Here is a 1362-nt window from a genome sequence, read left to right on the forward strand (position 1 = left end):
GGCGGTGCTCGGGGTGCGGGCGTGGCGGAAGAGGGAGAGGTCCGTTTCGTCGGCTGCTGAGTGAGTGGGGAGGTATTGGCGGGTTAGTGGTGGGGTTGCGCGCGGTTCCGCTCTTATGTGTGGTTTAGCGTATTCGTATGCCTGATCATGAGCCGGGAGAGCAGAGTCAGCCTTCGCGGGAGCGCCCGCAGTCGCATCCGCAGCCGCACGGGGCGCATGGGCGGGTCCCCACCCGGGCCGAGCGGTGGGCCGCCTTCAAGGAGTCGCCCTTTCTGCCGGCGCTCGTGCTGGTCTTCATCCTGGCGGCCGCGGCCGGGCTCTTCGCCGGTTCGTACACGTACTCCATGGCGAATCCGACGCCCCACCACATCCCCACGGCCGTCGTCGGCTCGCCGGACGCGGCGCACGGCAAGGCCTTCCTCGGCGGCATGGAGAAGGCGCTGAACGCCTCGCTTGAGGTACGGCGGTACGACAGCCTGGCCGGGGCCCGGAGGGATGTGGAGGAGCAGAAGATCTTCGCGATCCTCGACGTGGGCAAGGAGAAGGTGACCTTGGACGTGTCCGGGGCGTCCGGGGCCTCGGTCGCCCAGGTGCTCGCGGAGACGGCGCCGAAGGTGGGCGAGAAGGCCGGGGTGCCGGTGACGGTCAAGGACATCAAGCCGCTCCAGGAGGGCGACCCCCGGGGGCTCGCCATCTTCTACATCTCGCTGGCCGCGGTGATCATCGGCTTCGTGGGGGCGATCCAGCTGAGCGTGCACGCGCGGGGGCTGAATCCGGCGGAACGGATCGGGTTCACGGCGCTGTACGCGCTGCTCGGGGCGTTCGTCATCGCGGCGGTCGTGGACTGGTGGCTGGGGGCGGTGGATCTGCCGTTCGTGGAGTCGTGGCTGATTCTGGCGCTGACGATGTTCGCGTCCGGGATGGTCTTCACGATGTTCAACACGTTGTTCGGGCGGTGGGCGATGCTGCCGACGTGGGGGCTGATGGTGCTCCTCGGGAACCCGTCGTCCGGGGGCGCGGTGTCGTGGCCGCTGCTTCCGTCGGTCCTTGGGCACATCGGGCGGTGGCTGCCGCCCGGGGCGTCGGTCAACGCGCAGCACACGGCGGTGTACTTCGGCGGCCACCAGCATGTGGGCCCGTTCCTGGTGCTCGGGGCGTGGGCGGTGTTTTCCTGCGCGGTGTTCTGGGTGTGGCGTCATCGGCATCCGGGTGGGCGGGGGGTATCCCCAGCGCATGCTGGCGGGGCGCCTTGAGCGGGGCCGCTCCGCGGGGGCACGGGTTCGCCTGGTCCTGCGCGGCCGCTCCCCGGGGCTTGCCTTGGCCTGCGCGTGCCCTGTGCCGCCGCTTCCCGTGGGTACGGGC

Annotated in this window: 1 protein-coding gene; it reads left to right on the forward strand. The window is 70.4% G+C overall.

Features of this window, described 5'->3' with window-relative positions:
- Positions 1–137 precede the first annotated feature (137 nt).
- On the forward strand, positions 138–1253 hold the full coding sequence (locus GKQ77_RS32755; protein WP_219692783.1) for an ABC-2 transporter permease: 1116 nt from the start codon (positions 138–140) through the stop codon (positions 1251–1253).
- The last annotated feature ends 109 nt before the right edge of the window (positions 1254–1362 follow it).

Origin of the sequence: Streptomyces anatolicus (assembly GCF_019400875.1) — a bacterium.
In the GTDB taxonomy this organism is placed as follows: Bacteria; Actinomycetota; Actinomycetes; order Streptomycetales; family Streptomycetaceae; genus Streptomyces; species Streptomyces anatolicus.